At 51.2% G+C, this 6168-nt stretch carries 9 tRNA genes and 4 rRNA genes (1 of these 13 running past the window's edge); all 13 read left to right on the top strand.

The annotated features are described in order from the left end of the window. Window positions 1-269, top strand: a 23S ribosomal RNA gene (locus V2145_RS17370); it begins 2666 nt to the left of the window's first position. Window positions 270-370: 101 nt separating this feature from the next. Beyond that, window positions 371-486, top strand: a 5S ribosomal RNA gene (gene rrf, locus V2145_RS17365). A gap of 11 nt (window positions 487-497) precedes the next feature. Then, window positions 498-573: transfer RNA gene (locus tag V2145_RS17360), tRNA-Val, on the top strand. A gap of 10 nt (window positions 574-583) precedes the next feature. After that, window positions 584-659 (top strand) — tRNA-Thr (locus V2145_RS17355). Window positions 660-664: 5 nt separating this feature from the next. After that, a tRNA-Lys gene (locus V2145_RS17350) sits at window positions 665-740 on the top strand. A gap of 16 nt (window positions 741-756) precedes the next feature. After that, window positions 757-842 (top strand) — tRNA-Leu (locus V2145_RS17345). Window positions 843-858: 16 nt separating this feature from the next. Next, window positions 859-933, top strand: a tRNA-Gly gene (locus V2145_RS17340). Between the two features lie 12 nt (window positions 934-945). Then, window positions 946-1034, top strand: a tRNA-Leu gene (locus tag V2145_RS17335). Between the two features lie 9 nt (window positions 1035-1043). Continuing rightward, window positions 1044-1120: transfer RNA gene (locus tag V2145_RS17330), tRNA-Arg, on the top strand. A gap of 4 nt (window positions 1121-1124) precedes the next feature. Continuing rightward, window positions 1125-1201, top strand: a tRNA-Pro gene (locus V2145_RS17325). 5 nt (window positions 1202-1206) lie between these two features. Continuing rightward, window positions 1207-1282, top strand: a tRNA-Ala gene (locus V2145_RS17320). 77 nt (window positions 1283-1359) lie between these two features. Beyond that, window positions 1360-2912: ribosomal RNA gene (locus V2145_RS17315) — 16S ribosomal RNA — on the top strand. A gap of 224 nt (window positions 2913-3136) precedes the next feature. Continuing rightward, a 23S ribosomal RNA gene (locus tag V2145_RS17310) occupies window positions 3137-6071 on the top strand. The 16S, 23S and 5S rRNA genes sit together here with 9 tRNA genes alongside, the layout of an rRNA operon. The last annotated feature ends 97 nt before the right edge of the window (window positions 6072-6168 follow it).

Below are 6168 nucleotides of genomic sequence, written 5' to 3'. Positions count from 1 at the left end.
GAAATTTGAGAGGAGCTGTCCTTAGTACGAGAGGACCGGGATGGACACACCGCTGGTGTACCAGTTGTCTTGCCAAAGGCATCGCTGGGTAGCTATGTGTGGACGGGATAAGTGCTGAAAGCATCTAAGCATGAAGCCCCCCTCAAGATGAGATTTCCCATAGCGCAAGCTAGTAAGATCCCTGAAAGATGATCAGGTTGATAGGTCAGAGGTGGAAGCACGGTGACGTGTGTAGCTGACTGATACTAATCGATCGAGGACTTAACCAAATGATAGTACACGAAGTACTCAGCAAATTGTTATCTAGTTTTGAAAGAACAAGATAAAAAAAGTCTTGCTTTTTTTCAAAAGTATTATATAATATAATATGTCTGGTGGCGATAGCAGAGAGGTCACACCCGTTCCCATGCCGAACACGGAAGTTAAGTTCTCTAGCGCCGATGGTAGTTGGGACTTTGTCCCTGTGAGAGTAGGACGTTGCCAGGCTGTTATATAATGGAGGATTAGCTCAGCTGGGAGAGCACCTGCCTTACAAGCAGGGGGTCGGCGGTTCGATCCCGTCATCCTCCACCATGAATATGTTGCCGGTGTAGCTCAACTGGTAGAGCAACTGACTTGTAATCAGTAGGTTGGGGGTTCAAGTCCTCTTGCCGGCACCATTTTCGAGCCATTAGCTCAGTTGGTAGAGCATCTGACTTTTAATCAGAGGGTCGAAGGTTCGAGTCCTTCATGGCTCACCATTTTAAATACACACATGCGGGTGTGGCGGAATTGGCAGACGCGCTAGACTTAGGATCTAGTGTCTTTACGACGTGGGGGTTCAAGTCCCTTCACCCGCACCATTTAATTTCATAATGCGCGGAAGTAGTTCAGTGGTAGAACACCACCTTGCCAAGGTGGGGGTCGCGAGTTCGAACCTCGTCTTCCGCTCCACAAATAAGTCCTGCCGGGGTGGTGGAATTGGCAGACACACAGGACTTAAAATCCTGCGGTAGGTGACTACCGTGCCGGTTCAAGTCCGGCCCTCGGCACCATTTTAATAAGCGCCCGTAGCTCAATTGGATAGAGCGTTTGACTACGGATCAAAAGGTTAGGGGTTCGACTCCTCTCGGGCGCGCCATAAACGGGAAGTAGCTCAGCTTGGTAGAGCACTTGGTTTGGGACCAAGGGGTCGCAGGTTCGAATCCTGTCTTCCCGACCATTTATGGGGCCTTAGCTCAGCTGGGAGAGCGCCTGCCTTGCACGCAGGAGGTCAGCGGTTCGATCCCGCTAGGCTCCACCAATTGAACTTTGAAAACTGAACAAAGCGACAAACGTCAACGTTAATTTTTTTAAACTTTTATGAGCAAGTCAAACATTTCTTCGGAGAGTTTGATCCTGGCTCAGGATGAACGCTGGCGGCGTGCCTAATACATGCAAGTCGAGCGAACTGATTAGAAGCTTGCTTCTATGACGTTAGCGGCGGACGGGTGAGTAACACGTGGGCAACCTGCCTGTAAGACTGGGATAACTCCGGGAAACCGGAGCTAATACCGGATAACATTTTCTCTTGCATAAGAGAAAATTGAAAGATGGTTTCGGCTATCACTTACAGATGGGCCCGCGGTGCATTAGCTAGTTGGTGAGGTAACGGCTCACCAAGGCAACGATGCATAGCCGACCTGAGAGGGTGATCGGCCACACTGGGACTGAGACACGGCCCAGACTCCTACGGGAGGCAGCAGTAGGGAATCTTCCGCAATGGACGAAAGTCTGACGGAGCAACGCCGCGTGAGTGATGAAGGCTTTCGGGTCGTAAAACTCTGTTGTTAGGGAAGAACAAGTACAAGAGTAACTGCTTGTACCTTGACGGTACCTAACCAGAAAGCCACGGCTAACTACGTGCCAGCAGCCGCGGTAATACGTAGGTGGCAAGCGTTATCCGGAATTATTGGGCGTAAAGCGCGCGCAGGCGGTTTCTTAAGTCTGATGTGAAAGCCCACGGCTCAACCGTGGAGGGTCATTGGAAACTGGGGAACTTGAGTGCAGAAGAGAAAAGCGGAATTCCACGTGTAGCGGTGAAATGCGTAGAGATGTGGAGGAACACCAGTGGCGAAGGCGGCTTTTTGGTCTGTAACTGACGCTGAGGCGCGAAAGCGTGGGGAGCAAACAGGATTAGATACCCTGGTAGTCCACGCCGTAAACGATGAGTGCTAAGTGTTAGAGGGTTTCCGCCCTTTAGTGCTGCAGCTAACGCATTAAGCACTCCGCCTGGGGAGTACGGTCGCAAGACTGAAACTCAAAGGAATTGACGGGGGCCCGCACAAGCGGTGGAGCATGTGGTTTAATTCGAAGCAACGCGAAGAACCTTACCAGGTCTTGACATCCTCTGACAACTCTAGAGATAGAGCGTTCCCCTTCGGGGGACAGAGTGACAGGTGGTGCATGGTTGTCGTCAGCTCGTGTCGTGAGATGTTGGGTTAAGTCCCGCAACGAGCGCAACCCTTGATCTTAGTTGCCAGCATTAAGTTGGGCACTCTAAGGTGACTGCCGGTGACAAACCGGAGGAAGGTGGGGATGACGTCAAATCATCATGCCCCTTATGACCTGGGCTACACACGTGCTACAATGGATGGTACAAAGGGCTGCAAGACCGCGAGGTCAAGCCAATCCCATAAAACCATTCTCAGTTCGGATTGTAGGCTGCAACTCGCCTACATGAAGCTGGAATCGCTAGTAATCGCGGATCAGCATGCCGCGGTGAATACGTTCCCGGGCCTTGTACACACCGCCCGTCACACCACGAGAGTTTGTAACACCCGAAGTCGGTGGGGTAACCTTTATGGAGCCAGCCGCCTAAGGTGGGACAGATGATTGGGGTGAAGTCGTAACAAGGTAGCCGTATCGGAAGGTGCGGCTGGATCACCTCCTTTCTAAGGATTTTTACAAGACGTACGTTTTGAAGCTTTGTTCAGTTTTGAGAGTTCAATCTCTCATTAATAGAAAGTACATCACTTTCTTCTTATCTAATAAGAAGAATTTTGAGTGCGATTGTTCTTTGAAAACTAGATAACAGTAATAGCTGAGGAAAAGTGAAACTTTTCTTTAATCAAACCAATAAATAACGCAACGCAAGTTGCACCATTTATTCGCTAATGGTTAAGTTAGAAAGGGCGCACGGTGAATGCCTTGGCACTAGGAGCCGATGAAGGACGGGACTAACACCGATATGCTTCGGGGAGCTGTAAGTAAGCTTTGATCCGGAGATTTCCGAATGGGGAAACCCACTGTTCGTAATGGAGCAGTATCTTTATCTGAATACATAGGATATTGAAGGCAGACCCGGGGAACTGAAACATCTAAGTACCCGGAGGAAGAGAAAGCAAATGCGATTTCCTGAGTAGCGGCGAGCGAAACGGAATTAGCCCAAACCAAGAGGCTTGCCTCTTGGGGTTGTAGGACACTCTATACGGAGTTACAAAGGAACGAGGTAAATGAAGAGGTCTGGAAAGGCCCGTCAAAGAAGGTAACAACCCTGTAGTTGAAACTTCGTTCCCTCTTGAGTGGATCCTGAGTACGGCGGAACACGTGAAATTCCGTCGGAAGCTGGGAGGACCATCTCCCAAGGCTAAATACTCCCTAGTGACCGATAGTGAACCAGTACCGTGAGGGAAAGGTGAAAAGCACCCCGGAAGGGGAGTGAAAGAGATCCTGAAACCGTGTGCCTACAAGTAGTCAGAGCCCGTTAATGGGTGATGGCGTGCCTTTTGTAGAATGAACCGGCGAGTTACGATCCCATGCAAGGTTAAGTTGAAGAGACGGAGCCGTAGCGAAAGCGAGTCTGAATAGGGCGTTTAGTATGTGGTTGTAGACCCGAAACCAGGTGATCTACCCATGTCCAGGGTGAAGTTCAGGTAACACTGAATGGAGGCCCGAACCCACGCACGTTGAAAAGTGCGGGGATGAGGTGTGGGTAGCGGAGAAATTCCAATCGAACCTGGAGATAGCTGGTTCTCTCCGAAATAGCTTTAGGGCTAGCCTCACGTAGTGAGAGTCTTGGAGGTAGAGCACTGATTGGACTAGGGGCCCCCAACGGGTTACCGAATTCAGTCAAACTCCGAATGCCAAAGACTTATCCGTGGGAGTCAGACTGCGAGTGATAAGATCCGTAGTCAAAAGGGAAACAGCCCAGACCACCAGCTAAGGTCCCCAAGTATACGTTAAGTGGAAAAGGATGTGGAGTTGCTTAGACAACCAGGATGTTGGCTTAGAAGCAGCCACCATTTAAAGAGTGCGTAATAGCTCACTGGTCGAGTGACTCTGCGCCGAAAATGTACCGGGGCTAAACGTATCACCGAAGCTGTGGATTGACATCTTTGATGTCAGTGGTAGGAGAGCGTTCTAAGTGCTGCGAAGCTAGACCGTAAGGACTGGTGGAGCGCTTAGAAGTGAGAATGCCGGTATGAGTAGCGAAAGACAAGTGAGAATCTTGTCCACCGAATGCCTAAGGTTTCCTGAGGAAGGCTCGTCCGCTCAGGGTTAGTCGGGACCTAAGCCGAGGCTGAAAAGCGTAGGCGATGGCCAACAGGTTGATATTCCTGTACCACCTCCCCGCCGTTTGAGTAATGGGGGGACGCAGGAGGATAGGGTAAGCGCGCTGCTGGATATGCGCGTTCAAGCAGTTAGGCTGATGAGTAGGCAAATCCGCTCATCATAAGGCTGAGCTGTGATGACGAGGGAAATATAGTACCGAAGTTCCTGATTCCACACTGCCAAGAAAAGCCTCTAGCGAGGCGGGAGGTGCCCGTACCGCAAACCGACACAGGTAGGCGAGGAGAGAATCCTAAGGTGATCGAGAGAACTCTCGTTAAGGAACTCGGCAAAATGACCCCGTAACTTCGGGAGAAGGGGTGCTCTGGTAGGGTGTATAGCCCGAGAGAGCCGCAGTGAATAGGCCCAGGCGACTGTTTAGCAAAAACACAGGTCTCTGCGAAGCCGCAAGGCGAAGTATAGGGGCTGACGCCTGCCCGGTGCTGGAAGGTTAAGAGGAGGGGTTATCCTTTGGGAGAAGCTCTGAATCGAAGCCCCAGTAAACGGCGGCCGTAACTATAACGGTCCTAAGGTAGCGAAATTCCTTGTCGGGTAAGTTCCGACCCGCACGAAAGGCGTAACGATCTGGGCACTGTCTCAACGAGAGACTCGGTGAAATTATAGTACCTGTGAAGATGCAGGTTACCCGCGACAGGACGGAAAGACCCCGTGGAGCTTTACTGTAGCCTGATATTGAATTTTGGTACAGCTTGTACAGGATAGGTAGGAGCCTGAGAAGCCGGAGCGCTAGCTTCGGTGGAGGCGTCGGTGGGATACTACCCTGGTTGTATTGAAATTCTAACCCACAGCCCTAATCGGGCTGGGAGACAGTGTCAGGTGGGCAGTTTGACTGGGGCGGTCGCCTCCTAAAGAGTAACGGAGGCGCCCAAAGGTTCCCTCAGAATGGTTGGAAATCATTCGTAGAGTGTAAAGGCACAAGGGAGCTTGACTGCGAGACCTACAAGTCGAGCAGGGACGAAAGTCGGGCTTAGTGATCCGGTGGTTCCGCATGGAAGGGCCATCGCTCAACGGATAAAAGCTACCCCGGGGATAACAGGCTTATCTCCCCCAAGAGTCCACATCGACGGGGAGGTTTGGCACCTCGATGTCGGCTCATCGCATCCTGGGGCTGTAGTCGGTCCCAAGGGTTGGGCTGTTCGCCCATTAAAGCGGTACGCGAGCTGGGTTCAGAACGTCGTGAGACAGTTCGGTCCCTATCCGTCGTGGGCGTAGGAAATTTGAGAGGAGCTGTCCTTAGTACGAGAGGACCGGGATGGACACACCGCTGGTGTACCAGTTGTCTTGCCAAAGGCATCGCTGGGTAGCTATGTGTGGACGGGATAAGTGCTGAAAGCATCTAAGCATGAAGCCCCCCTCAAGATGAGATTTCCCATAGCGCAAGCTAGTAAGATCCCTGAAAGATGATCAGGTTGATAGGTCAGAGGTGGAAGCACGGCGACGTGTGTAGCTGACTGATACTAATCGATCGAGGACTTAACCAAATTAGAAAAGCGAAGGCGACTGTTCAATTGTGAAAGGCGTTGGAGCTTCTGATAGGGAAACCGCTCTTTGGTTTCAATAACAGAAGTGAAACGACCG

It is taken from the genome of Priestia sp. GS2, from assembly GCF_036409025.1.
GTDB classification, from domain to species: Bacteria; Bacillota; Bacilli; order Bacillales; family Bacillaceae_H; genus Priestia; species Priestia aryabhattai_A.
The sequence above is the reverse complement of the archived record's forward strand: the minus strand, read 5'-3'. Positions and strand labels throughout refer to the sequence as shown.